The sequence below is a fragment of the Streptomyces sp. NPDC046866 genome (assembly GCF_040704625.1).
GTDB lineage: Bacteria > Actinomycetota > Actinomycetes > Streptomycetales > Streptomycetaceae > Streptomyces.
Map to the genome: position 1 here is coordinate 290,199 of NZ_JBEYXN010000006.1, position 17,735 is coordinate 307,933.

Annotated in this window: 17 protein-coding genes; 7 read left to right on the forward strand and 10 right to left on the reverse strand. The window is 73.5% G+C overall.

Annotated features, from left to right (window positions below):
- Position 1: 1 nt before the first annotated feature.
- From AB0953_RS12920 to AB0953_RS12930, 3 genes are all read right to left on the reverse strand, one after another.
- Entirely contained in the window at positions 2–2,719 is a 2,718-nt protein-coding gene (locus AB0953_RS12920) for a molybdopterin cofactor-binding domain-containing protein (RefSeq protein ID WP_366859471.1), read from the reverse strand.
- Positions 2,716–3,543 carry an FAD binding domain-containing protein gene (locus tag AB0953_RS12925; RefSeq protein ID WP_366859472.1) on the reverse strand — a complete coding sequence of 276 codons (828 nt, stop codon included), beginning with the start codon at positions 3,541–3,543 and terminating at the stop codon, positions 2,716–2,718. The genes AB0953_RS12920 and AB0953_RS12925 overlap by 4 nt, the downstream gene beginning before the upstream one ends.
- A gap of 166 nt (positions 3,544–3,709) precedes the next feature.
- The gene (locus AB0953_RS12930; RefSeq protein ID WP_366859473.1) at positions 3,710–4,348 is read right to left on the reverse strand and encodes a cysteine hydrolase; all 639 of its coding nucleotides are present in this window, start codon (positions 4,346–4,348) and stop codon (positions 3,710–3,712) included.
- A 76-nt stretch (positions 4,349–4,424) separates the two neighbouring features.
- On the opposite strand from AB0953_RS12930, the gene AB0953_RS12935 reads away from it, so the two are divergent.
- The gene (locus tag AB0953_RS12935; protein WP_366859474.1) at positions 4,425–4,892 is read left to right on the forward strand and encodes a pyridoxamine 5'-phosphate oxidase family protein; all 468 of its coding nucleotides are present in this window, start codon (positions 4,425–4,427) and stop codon (positions 4,890–4,892) included.
- 38 nt (positions 4,893–4,930) lie between these two features.
- Here the strand turns inward: AB0953_RS12935 and AB0953_RS12940 are convergent, their stop codons facing one another.
- Complete coding sequence (locus tag AB0953_RS12940) at positions 4,931–5,830, reverse strand: LysR family transcriptional regulator (RefSeq protein ID WP_366859475.1); 900 nt, start codon at positions 5,828–5,830, stop codon at positions 4,931–4,933.
- Positions 5,831–5,903: 73 nt separating this feature from the next.
- Between AB0953_RS12940 and AB0953_RS12945 the strand changes: the two genes are divergently transcribed.
- Positions 5,904–6,878 (forward strand): DMT family transporter, encoded by a 975-nt coding sequence (locus AB0953_RS12945; RefSeq protein WP_366859476.1) that lies wholly within the window; start codon positions 5,904–5,906, stop codon positions 6,876–6,878.
- A 45-nt stretch (positions 6,879–6,923) separates the two neighbouring features.
- Here the strand turns inward: AB0953_RS12945 and AB0953_RS12950 are convergent, their stop codons facing one another.
- Positions 6,924–8,264: an aminotransferase class I/II-fold pyridoxal phosphate-dependent enzyme gene (locus AB0953_RS12950; RefSeq protein WP_366859477.1), complete on the reverse strand. Its 1,341-nt coding sequence runs from the start codon at positions 8,262–8,264 to the stop codon at positions 6,924–6,926.
- A 28-nt stretch (positions 8,265–8,292) separates the two neighbouring features.
- Here AB0953_RS12950 and AB0953_RS12955 point away from each other — a divergent pair, with 28 nt between their 5' ends.
- Positions 8,293–9,030, forward strand: a complete 738-nt coding sequence (locus AB0953_RS12955; RefSeq protein ID WP_366859478.1) for a pyridoxamine 5'-phosphate oxidase family protein — start codon at positions 8,293–8,295, stop codon at positions 9,028–9,030.
- Here the strand turns inward: AB0953_RS12955 and AB0953_RS12960 are convergent.
- The gene (locus AB0953_RS12960; protein WP_366859479.1) at positions 9,012–9,980 is read right to left on the reverse strand and encodes an EamA family transporter; all 969 of its coding nucleotides are present in this window, start codon (positions 9,978–9,980) and stop codon (positions 9,012–9,014) included. The two genes, AB0953_RS12955 and AB0953_RS12960, sit on opposite strands and share 19 nt — an antisense overlap.
- 164 nt (positions 9,981–10,144) lie before the next feature.
- A complete protein-coding gene (locus AB0953_RS12965; protein ID WP_366859480.1) occupies positions 10,145–11,107 on the reverse strand; it encodes an EamA family transporter in 963 nt (320 codons plus the stop codon).
- Positions 11,108–11,277: 170 nt separating this feature from the next.
- Here AB0953_RS12965 and AB0953_RS12970 point away from each other — a divergent pair, with 170 nt between their 5' ends.
- The gene (locus AB0953_RS12970; protein WP_366859481.1) at positions 11,278–11,709 is read left to right on the forward strand and encodes an SRPBCC family protein; all 432 of its coding nucleotides are present in this window, start codon (positions 11,278–11,280) and stop codon (positions 11,707–11,709) included.
- 129 nt (positions 11,710–11,838) lie between these two features.
- Here AB0953_RS12970 and AB0953_RS12975 read toward each other — a convergent pair whose 3' ends face one another.
- The gene (locus AB0953_RS12975) at positions 11,839–12,465 is read right to left on the reverse strand and encodes a PadR family transcriptional regulator (RefSeq protein WP_366859482.1); all 627 of its coding nucleotides are present in this window, start codon (positions 12,463–12,465) and stop codon (positions 11,839–11,841) included.
- A gap of 184 nt (positions 12,466–12,649) precedes the next feature.
- On the opposite strand from AB0953_RS12975, the gene AB0953_RS12980 reads away from it, so the two are divergent.
- Entirely contained in the window at positions 12,650–13,468 is an 819-nt protein-coding gene (locus AB0953_RS12980) for a PhzF family phenazine biosynthesis isomerase (RefSeq protein ID WP_366859483.1), read from the forward strand.
- A gap of 82 nt (positions 13,469–13,550) precedes the next feature.
- Here AB0953_RS12980 and AB0953_RS12985 read toward each other — a convergent pair whose 3' ends face one another.
- Together AB0953_RS12985 and AB0953_RS12990 are read right to left on the reverse strand one after the other, a co-directional pair.
- A complete protein-coding gene (locus tag AB0953_RS12985) occupies positions 13,551–14,351 on the reverse strand; it encodes a type II CAAX endopeptidase family protein (protein WP_366859484.1) in 801 nt (266 codons plus the stop codon).
- 128 nt (positions 14,352–14,479) lie between these two features.
- Entirely contained in the window at positions 14,480–16,021 is a 1,542-nt protein-coding gene (locus AB0953_RS12990; protein WP_366859485.1) for a glutamate-cysteine ligase family protein, read from the reverse strand.
- A 493-nt stretch (positions 16,022–16,514) separates the two neighbouring features.
- Between AB0953_RS12990 and AB0953_RS12995 the strand changes: the two genes are divergently transcribed.
- Positions 16,515–17,132 (forward strand): hypothetical protein, encoded by a 618-nt coding sequence (locus AB0953_RS12995; RefSeq protein WP_366859486.1) that lies wholly within the window; start codon positions 16,515–16,517, stop codon positions 17,130–17,132.
- A 267-nt stretch (positions 17,133–17,399) separates the two neighbouring features.
- A complete protein-coding gene (locus AB0953_RS13000) occupies positions 17,400–17,606 on the forward strand; it encodes a DUF5999 family protein (protein ID WP_366859487.1) in 207 nt (68 codons plus the stop codon).
- Positions 17,607–17,735 lie beyond the last annotated feature (129 nt).

The window sequence follows — 17,735 nt, forward strand, 5'->3', positions numbered from 1 at the left end:
CTCAGGCCTTCGAAACGGGTTGCTTCTCCTGGAGCCGGCTGTAGATCCGTTCGGGCGTCAGGGGCAGCGCACGGTAGCGGATGCCCGTGGCGTCTTGGAGGGCGTTCGCCAGGGCGGGGGCCACCGGGTTGATGCTGCACTCCGCCATCCCCTTCGACCGCAGGGGGCCGAAGGAGTCCGACGAGTCCACGAGGAGCACCTCGGTGCGCGGGACGTCGGCGTAGGTGGGGATGCGGTAGTTGCGGAAGTTGGGGTTGACCACGGCCCCGTCCGCGTCGAGGAGGAGGTTCTCGGTCAGCGCGAAGCCGATGCCCTGGGCGACGGCGCCCTCCACCTGTCCGCGCACCTGTTGGGGGTTGATGACCACGCCGGCGTCGGTCGCCTGGACGCTGTAGAGGATGCGGATCTCCCCCGTCACCCGGTGGACCGCGATCCGGAACCCCTGGGTGTTGGAGGTGACGCTGCGGGGCGAGCCGTAGGCCTTGCGGGCGGCGGTGAACCGGATGCCGCGGGCCCGGGCCAGGGCCACGAGCTCGGCCAGGGACACCCGCCGGTCGCCGCAGGTGACGCCGTCGTCGTCCATGGAGCACATCACGACGTGGACGCCGGTGCGGGCGGCCGCGAACTCCAGGATGCGGTCGCGTACGGCGTTGGACGCCCGCAGCACCGCGTTGCCCGACACGAACAGGCCCGCGCTCGCGAAGGCTCCGGTGTCGAATCCGGTGCGGTCGGTGTCGGACTGCACCAGGCGGATCCGGGAGGGGGTGGTGCCCAGTTGGCCGGCCGCGATCTGGACGTGGGCGGTCGAGGTGCCCTCGCCGAACTCGGCGGTCCCGACGGCCACCTCGTAGACGAGGTCGTCGCCGAGCGTGACCCAGGCCTCGGAGATGTGCTCGGTCGGCGGTGCGGTCTCGTGCAGGGAGCTCGCGACGCCGGACCCGATGAGCCAGCCGGGGCCGAGGTTCGGCTCCGGCGCCGGCCGGGCCATGGCGCGGTCGACCAGGTCGATGCACTTCGCCAGTCCGTCCTCGGTGAACGCCACGTCGTCCGGGCCGTCGTGCATCGCGACGAGCGGGTCGCCGGGCCGCACGATGTTGCGTCGCCGCAGTTCGAGCGGGTCCATGTGCAGGGCGAGGGCCAGCTCGTGCAGCGCGGACTCCATGGCGAACGCCGGCTGCGTCATGCCGTAACCGCGCAGGGCCCCGCTGGGCACGGTGTTGGTGTAGACCGAGTACGCGTCGTACTTCTTGTTGGGGCAGCGGTAGATCATGACGGCGGCGCCGCCCGCGTACAGCGTTTCACCGCCGTGGTTGCCGTAGGCGCCGGTGTTCGACACGTTGCGGACCTGGACGGCCGTGAGCGTTCCGTCCGCCTTGGCACCCAGCTTGACCGTCAGCTGCATCGGGTGCCGCGGCGAGGCGGTCGTGAACTCCTCCTCGCGGGTGTACTCGAAGCAGACCGGCCGCCCGGTGTCCAGCGCGGCGAGCGCCGCCAGGTCCTCCGAGATCACTTCCTGTTTGCCGCCGAAGCCGCCGCCCACCCGCTTGCAGAACACGCGCAGCTGGTCGGGGCGCAGCGCGAACAGATAGCTCAGCTTGACCTTGGCGATCGACGGCGACTGCGAGCTGGTGCGGACGTTCAGCCGCCCGTCCTCCATCCAGGCGATCGAGCCGTGCGTTTCCAGGTGTGCGTGTTGCACGCGCGGCGAGGAGTACGTGCCTTCGTGGACGACGTCGGCTTCGGCGAACCCGGCGTCCACGTCCCCGATGTGCGAGTGGATTTCGAGCAGGATGTTGCGGACGGGATCGCGGACGAACGGATCGGGCGTCGCGTGGATCTGCGGCGCCCCCGCGGCCATGGCCTCCTCGGGGTCGAGCACCGCCGGCAGGCGCTCGTACTCGACGACCACCTTGCGGCAGCCCTCCTCGGCCGCGCCGGGTGTGTCGGCCAGCACCGCGGCCACGCGCTGGCCCGCGAAGCGGACGGTGTCGTCGAGGATGAAGGTGTCGTCCGGATCGACCAGGTGATCGGTGTGGATGGCCGTGGTGAAGCGTCTGCGCGGCACGTCCTGCCAGGTGTAGACGCGGTGCACACCGGGAACCGCGAGTGCGGCGGTCTTGTCGACCGACAGGATGCGGGCGTGCGCGTGGGGCGAGTGCAGCACCTTCAGGTGCAGCATTCCCTCCCTGTGCGTGTCCATCGTGAACTCGGCGCGGCCGGTGACCACGTCGTTGGCGGCGGGCGCGCCGACGCTCGCGCCGACGGCCTTTCCCGGCTCGGCCGTCTCCACGCCGACGACGCCGTTCACCGCGTCCTCGACGGCTCGGTAGCCGGTGCAGCGGCAGAGGTTCCCCTTCAGGGCCCGGGGCAGGTCGGCCTTCTGGGCCTCGGTGAAGGCCGCCGAGGTCATGATCATCCCTGCGGTGCAGAAGCCGCACTGGAATCCGGGCGCGTCCCGGAACCGGCGCTGCACGGGATGCAGGGCGCCGAGGGCGCCGAGGCCCTCGATGGTGGTCACCTCGTGGCCGTCGGCGCGGAAGGCGGGGGTGATGCAGCTGTGGACCGGGCTGCCGTCCAGCCACACGGTGCAGGCGCCGCAGTCGCCGGCGTCGCAGCCCTTCTTGACGCCGAAGTGGCCGAGGGAGCGGAGGAAGGTGCGCAGGCACTGGCCGGGCTGCGGCTCCCGGTCGAAGGCCTTGCCGTTGACGCTGTACGTCATGACGGGTCCCCGTCCATGAGTTCGCGCCGGATCTCTTCGGCGAAGTACGTGGTCAGATGGCGGCGGTGGTCGGGGGTTCCGTTCGGGTCCGCGAACCAGACGTCGGAGGGAATGGCGTCGATGCCCTGCTGCAGGCCGGGGGCGTCGGGCAGGGTGTCGAAGGCCAGCTGCACGGGTCGGGTGGTGCCGGCCGTGACGGTGAGCAGCAGGTCGTTCCCGCCGGGCGTCTGCGTGCCGATGAGGAAGACGGTCGAGCGGCCGAGGCGGGTGAGCGTGAAGCGGCGGTGGGCGGCACGCTTCCTCAGGGCGTGCGCGGGGATGCGCACCCGCCGGAGGACCTCGCCGGGGGTGAGGACGTTGCGGTGGTCGCCGGTGACGAATGCGAGCGCCTCCACGGTGCGCGTGGAGCCGTCCGGGGCCCAGAGCTCGTACGTGGCCTCGAGCGCCACCGTCAGGGTGATCATGGGGCCGGCCGGCAGGGACATGCAGATGTTTCCGCCGACGGTCGCCGCGTTCCAGACCTTGAAGGAGGACAGGAAGGCCTCGCAGCTCGCGGTGATCAGCGGGCCCGCGGTCCAGTCGCCCGGACACGCGAAGGCGTACAGGTCGCGGATGGTGCAGGTGGCGCCGATCTCCAGGCCCTTGTCGCCCGGGACGAGGGGATCCCAGCGCAGGGCCGTCAGATCGATCAGGCGGCGCAGGTCCGGCTGCTCCGCGGAGAACAGCCAGGTGCCGCCGGCCAGCCAGGCGTCGCCCTCGCGCCAGTCGGCGGCCGGGTGCTCGGAGGGGCGCCGGGCGACTTCGGTGATGGTGTTGAGGTCCACGAGGGGCGACCTCCCTCAAGACGGACGAGCGTCGTGCGGTGGGGGGCGGCCGGTCCGGTTCCAGTCTAGGGAGCGGCGACGCGCCGCGCAGGGCGACCTCGCACCGGGCCGCGGCGCGGCGGATGCCGCTCGCTGCGGGCGTGTCCGCCCAGGTCGGGGGAACGGCTCACCGGGCGGTCCCCCAGCGCCGGGTGAGCGCCTCGGTGGTGGTGACGTCCGCGACCAGGGCGAGGCAGTGGCGGATCACCTCCGCGGTGTACTCGGGGGGCACCCCTGCGATGGCGTCGGCGGGGACGACGACGCGGTAGCCGAGGTTGACGGCGTCGAAGACGGTGTTGGGCACGGCGATGTTGGAGGAGACGCCGGCGACGACGAGGGTGCGGATGCCGAGGTTGCGCAGCAGGGCGTCCACGTCGGTGCCGGCGATCGGCGAGAGCCCGTGCAGCCTGCGTACGACCAGGTCGCGCGGCCCCACCTCGATGGGGGCGGCCACCTGCACCGCGGGGCTCCCGGACAGCTGGCGCACGGGCAGCCGCCCCGCGGCCCGGAACAGCCGGGCGTTGGCATTGGCCCCGAGCCCGTCGGGCCGCCGCTCGGCCACCGCGTGCAGCACCTGTACGCCGACCCCGTGCGCGGCGTCGACCAGTGCGGCCACGCGCGCGAGCATCCCGGAGCTTCGGGCCTGCTCGGCGAGCTCGGGCAGGGCGCTCTCCTCGCCGACGACGCCGTTCTGGCACTCGACGGTGAGCAGTGCGGTGGTGGCGGGATCGGCATCGGGTTCCCCCAGCGGTCCGGATTGCGTCATGGCTCCCCCTGGCGCGGCAACGGCGGAGCACGCATGATTCCTGACACACAGTCAGATCGGAAGGGGCGTGGGGCGGATGGACACGGCACGCGGGACCCAGCGGCGGGGCCGCCGCATCATGATGACGGACGGGGAGGTGGACGTTTTCCTGCGCGAGCAGCGCACCTGCCGGGTGGCCACCGTCTCCCCCGACGGCCGCCCCCACGTGGGCGCCCTGTGGTTCGCCTGGGACGGCCGCTCGCTGTGGCTGTACTCGATCACCCGCAGCCGCCGCTGGTCGGACCTGACGAAGGACCCGCGGATCTCGGTGGTCGTGGACGCGGGGGAGGAGTACGGGGAGCTGCGCGGGGTGGAGCTGTCGGGCAGGGCGGCCTTCGTGGGCGAGGCCCCGCGCACCGGGCAGCCGTGCGCGGAGCTGGCGGAGGTGGAGCGGATCTTCCCGGCCAAGAACTTCGGGATCCCGGACATGCCGCACGACGGGCGCCACGCCTGGATCCGCCTCACCCCGGATTCGGTCGTCTCCTGGGACTTCCGCAAGCTCTAGCCGGCCGCAGGACGCGCGGCTCGGCGGGCCCGGACGCCTCAGAGTTCGGCGGCAACCTGTTCGAGGGCCTCGACAGCCGCCCGGACGGAGGGCCTGCGGTCGGCGTCCGACCGCCAGACGACGTACACGTGCCGCCGGACCGCCTCGGCCACCGGCAGCAGCCGGACGCCGGGCGGTACGGGGCCGCGCCCGAGCCGGGGCGTCACGCACACCCCGAGGCCGGCCTCGACGAAGGCCAGCTGGGTGTGGTGCTCCTCGGCGATGTGCCGGACGCGCGGCTCGATGCCGAGGCCGCGCAGGGTGGACACCAGCCACTCGTGGCAGAACTGGCCCTCGTTCCAGGAGATCCAGTCCTCGTCGGCGCACTCCTCGAGGGAGATCCGGGTGCGGTCGGCGAGCCGGTGGCCGGCCGGGACCGCGACGTCGCAGGAGTCGTCGAGCAGGTGGGCCCGCGCGAGCTCCGCCGGCACCGGCATCCGCTTGTTGTGCCAGTCGATGGCCAGGGCCAGGTCCAGGTCCCCGCGCACCACCGCCGCCATGCTCTCCTCGGGCTCCTGCTCCCGCACCCGGGGCCGCAGTTCGGGGTGGGCCGCGCCCAGCACGGTCAGCGTCTGCGGCAGCAGCCCGCGCATGGCGGTCGGGAAGGCGCCGATGCGCAGCTCGCCGATGGCGCAGCCGCGCCGGGCCTCGACGTCGGCCTGGGCCAGCTCCACCTGCGAGATGATCCGGGCCGCGTGGTCGGCCAGGAGCCGCCCCGCGTCCGTGAGGCGCACCCCGCGGCCGTTCCTGGCCAGCAGCGGCTGGCCGACCTCGCGCTCCAGCTTGGCCATCTGCTGGGACACCGCGGAGGTGGTGACGTGGAGCCCGTCGGCCGCGCCGCTGACCGAGCCGTGGCGGGCGAGGGCGTCGAGGGTGCGCAGGCGCTCCAGGTTCAACATGTAAGCAATGCTACGCGGCCCATGCAAAAGACTCTCGCTTGTCCTACGTAGTTGCGCAGTGGAGAGTACTCCCATGAGCGCACCCGCCCCCGCCCGCCGCCTGCTCCCGAGGACCTCCGCCCTCCCCCGTACCGCCCGGACCGCCTCCAGCCCGCGCCCCGGCCGCGTGGACTGGCGCCTGCGGTTCGCCCTGCTGTCGGTGGTGTGGGGCTTCAGCTTCCTGTTCATCAAGCTGGGCACGCAGGCGTACGCGCCCTTCCAGGTCGCCCTGGGACGCGTCTTCTTCGGCGCGCTGGCCCTGCTCGCGGTGCTCCTGTTCCGCCGCGAGCCGCTCCCCCGGGGCCGCCGCACGTGGGCCCACCTCACCGTGGCGGCGCTCCTGCTGAACACCGCCCCGTTCTCGCTCTTCTCGTACGCCGAGCTCAGCATCCCGTCGAGCCTGGCGGGCATCTGCAACGCCACCTCGCCGCTGTGGGGCATGGCGCTGTCGGTGGTGGCCCTGTCGGAGGACCGCCCCACCCGGCGCCGCTTCGCCGGCCTGGGCCTGGGGTTCCTGGGCGTGCTGACCGTCCTGGGTGCCTGGCAGGGCTTCGCGGGCGTCGACGCCGCGGGCACCGTACTGGCCCTGCTGGCCTCGCTCTGCTACCCGGTCGGCTGGATCTACGTCCGCCGCACGCTGGCCTCGGTGCCGGGCTCCCCGGCGGCGCTGACCGGGGCGCAGCTGATGGTCTCCACGGTCCAGCTGCTGCTGCTCAGCTCGCTGTTCACCGCGGCGCCCGCCTCGTTCCCGCTGTGGCCCACGCTGTCGGTGCTGGCGCTGGGCGCCCTGGGCACGGGCATGGCCCTGCAGATGCAGTACGGGCTCGTGACGGAGATCGGCCCGACCACGGCCCAGATGGTCACGTACTTCATCCCGGTCATCGCCACCACGGCGGGCGTGCTCCTGCTGGGCGAGCCGCTCCACTGGAACACGCCGGTCGGCGCGGCCGTCGTCCTGGCCGGCGCCGCCCTCACCCAGACCCGCGCCCGCGCGCGCACCGGAACCTGAGCCGGCTCCTCCCCGCCTGCGCCTCCGCCCCGGCCGCCGCCCCGGTCAGCTGAAGCGGCCGCCCCGGGACGGGCGGACCGCTGCCGCCAGGGCGTCGGCGAGCTCGGGCACCTGCGCGGACCGCAGCCCGGACACGGTCAGGCGCACGGCCGGCGGCGACTCCACGCGGAACCGGCTCCCGGGGGCCACGACCCAGCCCGCGGCCAGCAGCCGGGCCACCACCGCCGTCTCGTCCGCGACCGGCACCCACACGTTCATCCCGCTGACCCCGTGCGCGGGGACGCCCCGCTCCCGCAGGGCCGCCACCAGCGCGCCCCGCCGCTCCCCGTACGAGCGGGCCACCGCGGCGTGGTCGACCGCCCCGGAGCTCCACAGCTCGACCACCGCGTACTGCAGCAGCCGGCTGACCCAGCCCGGGCCCAGGCGCTGGCGGCCGCGGACCCGGTCCAGCGTGACCTCGTCCCCGGTCAGCACCGCCAGCCGCAGGTCGGGCCCGTACGCCTTCGCCGTCGAACGGCTCAGCGCCCAGTGCGGGGTGGCTCCGGCGAGGGGGTGCAGCGGGAGGTCGACGATGCCGTGCCCGTGGTCGTCCTCGATCAGGAGCACCTGCGGGTGCCGGGCCAGCACGGCCTTGAGCTGCCGGGCCCGCGCGGCGCTCACGGCCGCCCCGGTGGGGTTCTGCGCCCGAGCGGTGACCACCACCGCCCGCGCCCCGTCCGCGAGGACCCGCTCCACGGCCTCGGCGCGCGGCCCCTCGTCGTCCACGGCCATCGGCAGCAGGCGCAGCCCGAGCGCCGGGACGAGGTCCAGCAGGCTGCCCCACCCCGGATCCTCGACCGCCACCGCGTCCCCCGGCCGCAGGTGCGCCGACAGCACCCGTTCGATGCCGTCCAGCGCCCCCGAGGTGAGCGCCAGCGGGCCGGCCGGGACCCCGTCGGCGGCGAGCCCGGCCCGGGCGAGCCGCTCCAGTTCGGGCACCACCGGCTCCTGCCCGTAGAGGGTGGGTTCGGCCGCGTACCGCCGGGCCGCCGCGGCGAGGGGCGCCTCGAGCGGGGGCAGGAGCGCGACGTCCGGATTGCCCTCCTGGACGTCGAGCACGCCCGGCGGCACCTCCATGCGCAGCGCGTCGCGCGGGGTGGTGGCCGGGCGCGGGCGCACCCGGCTGCCGCGCCGCCCGTCGGTCTCGATGACCCCGCGCTCGCGCAGGGTCCGGTAGGCGGCGGCGACGGTGTTGGGGTTGACGCCCAGCACGCCCGCGAGCTCCCGCATGGGCGGCAGCGGGCTTCCGGGCACGAGGGCGCCCGAGGCCACCCCCGCTTCGACACTGGCCGCGATATCCGATGCACGGCGACCTGCGATCCGATACTCTCCTAGCACAAACAACATTATGCACTAGTGCAATGGAGTTCGCACCATGACCGCCACGCCCGAGACGACCGAGACCGCCGAGACGCCCGTGGGACCCGGGACGACCGCGCCGGCAACCGGCGGCCCGTCGGACGCCGGCTACGCCCCGACCGAGCGCACCGTCCCGAGCCGTTCCCGCGAGCGGGCGCGCTACGACCGCGAGACGGTCCACGCGATACTCGACCAGGCCTACGTCTGCCACCTCGGCTTCGTCCGCGACGGCGCCCCCGTGGTCCTGCCCACCCTGTACGGCCGCGTCGGCGAAACCCTCTACCTGCACGGCTCGACGGGCTCCCGCCCGCTGCTCGCCGCCGGCCAGGCCGACCCGGGGCTGCCCGTCTGCGTGACCGTCACGCACGTCGACGGCCTGGTGCTGGCCCGCTCGGCCTTCCACCACTCGATCAACTACCGCTCGGTGGTGGTCCACGGCACGGCGTACCAGGTGACCGACGAGGGCGAGCGCCGCATGGCCCTCGACGCCCTCGTCGACCACGTGGTCCCGGGCCGCTCGGCGGACTCCCGGCCCGCCAACGCCAAGGAGCTCGCCGCCACCGCCGTGATCCGCGTGGACCTGGCCGAGGTCTCGGCGAAGCTGCGCACCGGCGGTCCGCACGACGAGCCCGAGGACCTGGACCTGCCGTACTGGTCGGGCGTGGTCCCCGTCGCGCCGGTGCACGGGGCCCCAGTGCCGGCCGACGACCTGGCCCCCGGGATCGCCGCCCCGGACTACCTCGCGGCGCTCTGAACCGGCACGGCGGCGGGCCGTGGCGCGGGCCCGCCGTCCGCCGGCCGCCGCGCCTCCGCGGCGATCAGCGCACCCACCGCGGTCAGCAGCAGTACGGTGCCCAGCACCACCGCGCCGGTCAGCCGCTCCCCCAGCACCGCCACGGCGATCACCGCCGCGCTGACCGGCTCGATCAGCATGATCACCGACACGGTCGCGGCCCGCACGACCGCGGCCCCAGTGAAGTAGAGGGCGTACGCGAGGGCGGTCGGCACGACGGCGACGTACGCCAGCAGCCACAGCACGCGCACCGGCTCGCCGGTGTGCGGCCACAGCCCCTCCGCCGCGGCGAGCGGCAGCAGGCACAGCGCGCCCACCCCGGCCGACCAGGCGGTGGTGACCAGCGGATCCCCGCCCGCCCCGCGCCGCCCCAGCAGGCGGGCCCGCAGCGTCATCCCCGCGTACCCGGCGGCCGAGAGCAGCGCCCAGCCCACGCCCAGCGGCCGGACCTCGCCGCCCCCGCCGCCCAGGACGAGCACGGCGAGCCCGGCCAGCGCGCCGGCAACGGCGGCCGCGCCCCCGCGGCCGAGCCGCTCGCCCATCCAGTGGCGGGCCCCGAGGGCGATCAGCACGGGCCCCGCGCCGAGGGTGACGACGGTGCCGACGGCGAGGCCGGTCTCGCGCACGGCGGCGAAGTAGGCGGCCTGGAAGACGGTGAAGAGCAGCCCGGTCCCGATGAGCGAGGCGACCGACGGCCGGGCGGCGGCCGCGGCGCGCGGCCTGCGGCGTACGGCGAGCACGCCGAGCAGCACCGCCAGCCCGCCGGCGCACCGCCAGAAGGTCAGGGAGAGCGGTCCGAGGTCACTGGCCAGGAACAGCAGCGAGGCGGCGGCCCCGGCGGTGCCCCAGGCGGCGCCGGCGATGACGAGGTAGAGGAGGGAACGCCCGGAAGCGGGCGAGGAGTGCGACACGTGTGTTCTCCGCGCATGCGTGAAGGATGAGGAAGAGGGGGTCATCGCTTCGCGGGCAGCGCCGACCGGCCCGGGGGCCACCCGGGTCGGGTTCTCGTCTGGCCGAGGGCGGCCCGCGCTAGGCGGCGGGCGGCGGAAGAACGGTCGAATGCATGGTTCGCACCCTATGCGGTGGCCGTCTCACGGTCCAGCGCAGCCGGACCGGATCCTTCCGCTCCCGCCGGGGCCGGCCGCGAGGACTGGGCGATGAAGGCCCCGCCCAGCACCAGCGCGCCGCCGGCGACCTGCGGGGTCGAGAGGTGCTCGCCGAGCAGGATCCAGGCGAAGACCGTGGCCACGACCGCCTCCAGGCAGGCCACCACGCCCGCCACCTGCGGCGAGAGGCTGCGCACCGAGACCACGCCGGTCAGGTACGCGAACACGGTCGCGACCAGCACGACCCAGGCGAGCAGGAGCGGCGCGGGCACGGCGGTGGAGCCCATCACGGCCTCGCCGGCCAGCACGTGCCAGTCGATCTCCCACGGCCGGGCGATCACGGTCATCACGAGCGCGCCGACGATCATGCCGTACGCGATCACGCCGATCGGGTCGGGCGCGTCGTCGCCGTCGGCGCCCTGGTCCGCGAGGATGAAGTAGAAGGCCTGACAGCAGGCGGCGCACAGGCCGAGGGCCACGCCGAGGGCGTCCAGGCTCAGCCCGGACCAGACCTCGACCACGCAGGCCAGCCCCACGACGGCGACCGCCGCTCCGGCCGCGGCGGCCCGCGTCACCGGCTTGCGCTGCACGAAGCGGATCCAGCCGAGCAGCAGCGCCGGGCCCAGGTACTCCAGCAGCAGCGCCACGCCGACCGGGATCCGTGACAGCGAGGCGAAGTAGAAGGCCTGCACGCCCGCAACGGCGACGATGCCGAACCCGGCGAGCAGCAGGGGTTTGCGCCGCACCAGGCCGCGGTGGCGCCAGGCCAGCGGGGAGAGCACCAGTGCCGCTCCACCCACCCTGAGCCAGACCATGTGGAGCGGGTCGATGCCCGCCTCGATCAGCGGCTTCGCCGCCACTCCGGAACCGCCGAACGCGAACGCCGAGACCAGCGCGAGGACCAGCCCGGAGTTCTTCCCTGTCGCTTGCATCCGGCCATCATGACAGGACGCGTAAGGAGCGTCACGATCATGACACCTGTTGAGACGCACACAACACCCACGGCGACGGGCCGACCGCTTCTGACAGGTCGTCAGTATTGAATGTTCCACCGGCCGGGGCTACGTTCCGCCGCACGGACCCGACGGGAAGGGGTGGCCCCATGGCCGAAGTCACCGCGGAATCACGCATCCAGGCACCTGCCGCGAAGCTCTGGGCCCAGCTGACGGACTGGGCGGCGTACGGCCAGTGGAGCATGACGCACACCGGTTTCCCGAAGGGCGGACCCGAGACCCTCGCGGTCGGCGCGACCTTCGAGGAGAACATGAAGATGATGGGCTTTCCCGCCGAGGTGCTGTGGACCGTCTCGGAACTGGAGCCGGAGCGCGTCTTCGCCATCACGGGCAAGGGCCCGATGGGGGTCGCCGTCCTGACCCGCTACACCCTCGTCCCCGACGGGGACGCCACCACCGTCCGCATCGACGGCGAGTTCACGGGAGCGGCCGTCTCCCTCATGGCGGGCAAGCTCAAGGACTCCGCCACAGCCGCCCTGAACGAGTCGCTGCGCAAGCTGGCCGGCCTGGTCACCGCCTGACCGGCCGCCTGCCGCTGGCCGCCTGCCGCCTGCCGCCTGCCGCCGCCGCCGCATACAGCGAGATGCACGAGCGCGCCCCGCGAGAGGACTCGCGGGGCGCGCTGGGCCACGGTGCGGGGGTCGGGGGGCTCAGTGCTCGTCGGCCAGGATCAGGTAGAGCTTCTTGCGGGCGTCGTTGATCACCGCCAAGGCCTTCTCGCGCTGCTCCGCAGTGCCGGTCTTGAAGACCTGCCCGAAGGCCTCCATCAGGCCGACGCCGGCCGTCCGGACCTCGTGCATCGCCTCGAAGTCGAAGCCGCGGCCGGCCTCGGCCCAGGGGGCCTCAGGCCCGGACTCGGCCTCGGCGCGGCCGGCGTCGGTGAGCGTGAACAGCTTCTTGCCGCCCTCGCTCTCGCTCGCGATGAGCCCCTCGTCCTCCAGTAGCTGGAGGGTCGGGTAGACCGAGCCGGGGCTGGGCTTCCACGCCCCGCCGCTGCGCTCGCCGATCTCCTGGATCATCTCGTAGCCGTGCATCGGCCGGTCCTTCAGCAGCGCCAGGATCGAGGCGCGCACATCGCCGCGCCGGGCCCGGCCGCGCGGTCCGCCGCGGCCGCCGCGCCCACCGAAGGGGCCGGCGCCGAAGGGCGGTCCGAACGGGCCGAAGGCGGCGCGCCGCCCCGGGAACTCCTCCCGACGATCGGGCCCGCAGTGCCCGTGGCCCCGTCCGTGCTCGTGCCCGGTGCCGTTGCCGTGTCCGTGCTTTCCGCGTGAACGCATGGCTGCGCTCCTTTCGTCTCGGTGTCTCGGTGTCGTATCGCCGATTGCGATGTCTCAACTATCGCTGACCGATCGCGATGCGTCAACGATATATCGGTAACTCGTACCGAACACGCCTGTGACCAGGCCAGCCGTCCCGGATTGGCCTTTGTCGGCGATCAGCTGCGCCCCTACGGTCGGGAGCATGCGCCTGAGAATCGTCGACGCCTTCACCGACCGGCCCTTCCGCGGCAACCCCGCCGGGGTCCTGCTCCTGGAGGACGGCTTCCCCGCGGACTCCTGGCTCCAGCAGGTCGCGGCCGAGGTCAACCTCTCCGAGACCGCCTTCGCCCACCCCCTGCCGCCCGGCGGGGAGGCCGACTGGGCGCTGCGCTGGTTCACCCCGGCCGCCGAGGTCGACATGTGCGGCCACGCCACGCTCGCCACGGCGCACGTCCTCGCCGCGAACGGCCTGGCCGAGGGCCTGATCCGGTTCAGCGCCCGGTGCGGCGTCCTCACCGCCGAAGCCGCGACCGACGGCACCATCACCCTGGACTTCCCCACCTCGACCCTGACGCCGGTGGCCGCCGAGGCCGCCGTGCGCGACGCCCTCGGCGCGGAGATCCAGTCCGTCCACGACACCGCCGACCACATCGGCGACCTGCTCGTGGAGCTGGCGGACGAGCGGACCGTGCGCGAGCTCACCCCCGACATCGCCGCCCTGCGCGGCTACGCCCGCCGCGGCGTCATCGTCACCGCCCCCGCCGAGGACCCCGCCCGCGGGTACGACTTCGTCTCGCGCGGCTTCTTCCCGGCCTTCGGGATCGACGAGGACCCCGTCACCGGCAGCGCCCACACCGCCCTCGCCCCGTTCTGGGCCGGGCGCCTGGGCCGCACGCGGCTGACCGGCCTGCAGGGCGGTGCCCGGACCGGGCTGGTACGGGTCACCCTGGCGGGCGAGCGCACGCTGCTGACCGGCAGCGCGGTCACGGTCATCGACGGCGAGCTGCTGGCCCGCCCCTGAGGCCGCCCGGCCGGTGCCGTGGACCGGAAGGGCCCTCCTTTCCGGTCACGGCCTTTCCGGTCACGGCCTTCCGATCACGGTGCTACGGAGTGGGCAGCCAGCCCACCTTCCCCGCGAGCAGCGCGTACCCGCCGAAGGCCACGATGTCGAGCAGCGCGTGCGCCACGACCAGCGGCGCCACCCGGCCCCACCGGCGGTAGGCCAGCACGAAGACCGCGCCCATCACCACGTTGCCGACGAACCCGCCGATGCCCTGGTACAGGTGGTACGAGCCGCGCAGCACCGAGCTCGCGACCAGCGCCCCGACCGGGGACCAGCCCAGCCGGTCGAGCCGGCGCAAGAGGTAGGCCAACACGATGACCTCCTCCACCACGGCGTTCTGCACCGCGGAGAGGAACAGCACCGGGAACTTCCACCACACGTCCGGCAGCGCCTCCGGCACCACCGTGAGGTTGAACCCGCTCGCCCGGGCCGCCAGGTAGAACGCCAGCCCCGCGCTCCCGATCCCCGCGGCCACCAGGGCCCCGCGGCCCAGGTCCCAGGCGGGCCGGGTGCGGTCGAAGCCCAGGACCCGCAGCCCCGGGACGCCCTCGCGGGTGAGCAGGTGGGCGACCAGCAGCACGGGCACGAGGGCGGTACAGATGCCGAACAGCTGCCAGGCGAGGTCCAGCCAGGGGCGACCGGGGGCGTGGGAGCCGTTGAGGGTGGCGGCCTGGTCCTTCAGGCCCCCGGGCTTGGTCAGCGAGCCGACGAAGCTGATCAGCGACGCGAGGGCGCTCGCCCCCAGCGACAGCGCCAGCACCAGCAGCGTCTCGGCGCGCAGGATCCGCCGCTGCCCGTCCTCCTGCAACGACCCGACCACCGGCTCCGGCTGCGCCCGCACGTCCGACTCCCGTCCGCCCTCTGCGTTCCGACCACCCCATACTGCCTCCTCGCCGGGGCAGCGGGATCACCGGCCGGTGCCGGGGCACGCCGGACCCGGTGGCGCAGGCACGCCGGACCCGGTGCGGTTCAGGGCCGGCGGGCGGGTACGGGGGCCGGCGCGTCCTCCTCCTCCACCAGGCCGACGGGCCAGGTGTGGACGGGATCGCCCTGGTGCATCAGCTCGCTGTACCGCCGGGTGATCGCGGCCAGCGCGGCGCCCCGGTCCATGCCGGCCGCCAGCGCGCGGTGGTAGGTGTCGACCTGCCAGGTCGCCCCGTTCACCCTGCGCTGGCAGCGCTCCTCGATGATGCCGAGGTAGTGGTCGCGGTCGGCGGGCTCGATGCCCCACGCGTCCAGACCCGCCGCCGCCATCGGCAGCAGCTCGTCCAGGACCAGCCGTACGGCGGAGACGCTGGCCAGGCCCCCGCCGCGGCCCCGGCGCGGCCACCGCAGCCGGGCGTCGATCCCGTACCGGCAGGCGGCGTCGAAGTTGGCCTCGGCCTCGGCGAACGGCAGCCGGGTCCACACCGGGCGCGGCTCGTCGGCGAGGGTGCGCACGAGCCCGTAGTAGAAGGCGGCGTTCGCGACGACGTCGGAGACCGTCGGCCCGGCGGGCAGCACCCGGTTCTCCACGCGCAGGTGGGGCACCCCGTCGGCGATCCCGTAGACGGGCCGGTTCCACCGGTAGACGGTGCCGTTGTGCAGCACCAGTTCCTGCAGGCTCGGCACCCCGCCCTCGGCGAGCACGCGCAGCGGCTCCTCCTCGTCGCAGATGGGCAGCAGGGCGGGGAAGTAGCGGACGTTCTCCGCGAAGAGCTCGTACACCGACTCCACCCAGCGCTCGCCGAACCAGGTCCTCGGCCGCACCCCCTGGGCCTGGAGCTCGGGCGGCCGGGTGTCGGTGGCCTGCGTGAACAGCGGCGGCCGCGATTCGCGCCACAGCTCGCGCCCGAACAGGAACGGCGAGTTGGCGCCCACGGCTATCTGTACGGCTGTCACCGCCTGGGCGGCGTTCCACACGTCGGCGAACCGGGCCGGCGTCACCTGCAGGTGCAGCTGTACGGAGGTGCAGGCGGCCTCCGGGACGATCGACCCGGTGCTCCAGGTGAGCCGCTCGACCCCGTCGATGTCGAGGAGGAAGTCCTCTCCGCGCAGCATGAGGATCTGCTCGTTGAGCAGCGCGTAGCGGTCGACCGCCGAGAGGTTGGCGGTGACCAGGTCGGAGCGGGTGATCGTCGGCAGGATGCCGATCATCACCACCCCGGCGTCGATCTGCGCCGCCTGCCGGTGGGCGTAGCCGAGCCCGGCGCTCAGCTCTTCTGCGAGCTGGTCGAATACCCGGCCGCCGAGCCGGTGCGGGAGGACGTTCACCTCCAGGTTGAACATTCCGAGTTCGGTCTGGAAATCCTGGCTCGCAATCCGCTCGAGAACCTGTGCATTCACCATGCGCGGCATCCCGTCGGCTCCCGCGAGATTCAGCTCGATCTCCAGCCCCATCATGTTCTTGGGGCGGTCGAACCTCTTCTCCGCCAGAAGCCGCTCCAGCCCCTCCAGGCACTCGTGGAGCTTCCTCCGATACCGTTGCCGATCGGACAGGTCGAATCCGCCCGCCACGACCTTCTCCCCCATCGAAGCGTCCCTCCTCGAGTGGGCTCGCCCGGGCATCCGGGCGCGCATGTACGGTCGATGATGCCCCGGCGGCGTGATCCATAACGCGGCGGGGGCATGTGCGGCGGGGAGCGTGCGCCGGTTTGGCCGAAGGGCGCCATGGCACATTCACCTGGCAAGGCGCCGTATGCAAATTCCGCATCGGATTTGCCGGTTCCGCATAATCGGCGCTTTTCAGCCGAGCCCCTTTCCGGTAACCTCCGAGGTCAGCGCGACATGTTCGCGTGCATCCGACATGAATGCCATGACAGCGGGACCGGTAAGCGCCTTGTCGGCAATGGGCGGGACAGCTAGCCGAAACACTGTGTGAACACATGTCGTATAAACTCCGCAAACGAGGCAGAGAGTTGGCGCGCGGCCATTGCCCCTCAGCCCCCCTCTGGCCCCAGAATGCGACAGCGCCGTCCGCACCTGCCCCCGTTCCACAGGTCTCCCAAGTGAGAGGCGACCCACCATGCCGCTGCATGTCCCCCCGGCTCCCGCGCCCGCCCTGCGCAGCGTCCTCGCGGCACTCGGTTCCCCCACGGCTCTCGCGGCGGGCACTCCCGCCCTGCGCGCCTTCCAGGGTCCCCTGACCGCCGAACTGCCCCTGCCGGTCCACGTACTCGACCGGCTGGGCATGGCCCAGCCGGCCCTCGGGGCCCGCCCGCCCCGCACCCGCCTGACCGGCTGGCGGTTCCTGATCCGCGGCGGCGACCGCCACATCGCCGCCGCCGACACCCGGTTGACGCCGGACGGCTGGGTCTTCTCCCACTTCTTCGAAGGCCCCTACGTCGCCGCCACCGAACGCGCCCTGCGCCAGGCGGAATCGCTCGCCAAGAACTACCAGCCCCGGTTGCTGTCCGTACCGGAGCTGTACATGCTGACCCTCTGGCTGCACGGGTCGGTCGGCGCCGATGCCTCGGCCGGGCTGCCCGCCGCCGCCGACCTGCTGGTCCCACTGGCGCCGGCGCCGCCCGGGATCGCCGCGTACCGGCCGCATCCGGTTTCGGAGCTGCTGCCCGTGATGACCCACCGGCTCACCCCGCCGGCCCCGCCGGTCCGGCCGCCGCTGGCCGCGCCCGCCGCCTGACCGGCCCGCCACCCGTACGACCCATTCGGTCTAGCCCGCTCGTGCCATCGCCGAACCACCCGAAATGACAGGGGAGTTGGGTTGAACCGCCCGCACGGGTGATGCGTCATCAATCTGTGAGGACAGCTGCCGGAAATCCCTGCGGACGCGAGTCCGTAGGGGAACACTGGGGACCCTGACCACACCGAGACGTTGATACGGGGGGCGGCCATGAACAAGGCATCGAGCCGCAGCACGCAGACCACACCGCAGCGAAAGAACGCATCCATGTGCCATCACCAGCCAGCATGCCCGTCAGCCGACTCCGCCGACCGGGAGGCGGCCAAGCCGGTGGCCAACCACCCGGAGCAGGGCTGGAGCCTGTTGTGCAACGGCGTCCTGCTCTTCGAGGACACCGGTGAGCTGCTGCCGGACGGCCAGATCATCGCACCGCACCGTCCGCTGGCTGCGGCGCACGTGGTGAGGGCGGCCTAGCCGACCACGGCACCGAGGACCACAGTAGAGAAGCGGGGGCCGGGGGGGGGGGGCCCGGCCCGGGGGCGGGGGGGGGGGCACCCCCGGGGGGGGGGTGTGGTGAGCGGGCCCCCGGGGGGGGTGGGGAGA